1 protein-coding gene is annotated in these 239 nt (G+C 67.8%); it reads right to left on the bottom strand.

Going from position 1 to position 239, the window contains the following annotated elements; genetic code table 11:
* Positions 1–239: nucleoside hydrolase (locus HKX41_13245; GenBank protein ID NNC25100.1), on the bottom strand; the 239-nt coding region annotated here is incomplete at both ends.

Here is a 239-nt window from a genome sequence, read left to right as displayed (position 1 = left end):
GAGCCGGCGGCGAGCCAGCCGACCACGCGATCGTGGTGCAGGCCGTGCGCGATCACCGCTTCCCAATCGGCCAGGTCGAGGCGCTCGAAGGCTTCGAACACGATGTGCGCGGCTTCCGGATCGAAATAGATATTGAACTCGGCGGCCGGAGTGATGTTGCCCTGGCAGGTCACCGCGCCACCCATCACCACCAGGCGCGCGATGCGCTGCGGCAGCGTCGGGTCGAGCTTGAGCGCGAG

The sequence above is a fragment of the Salifodinibacter halophilus genome, from assembly GCA_012999515.1.
GTDB classification, from domain to species: Bacteria; Pseudomonadota; Gammaproteobacteria; order Nevskiales; family Salinisphaeraceae; genus Salifodinibacter; species Salifodinibacter halophilus.
Note: the sequence above shows the minus strand (reverse complement) of the source record. Positions and strands in the feature narration are given on the sequence as shown.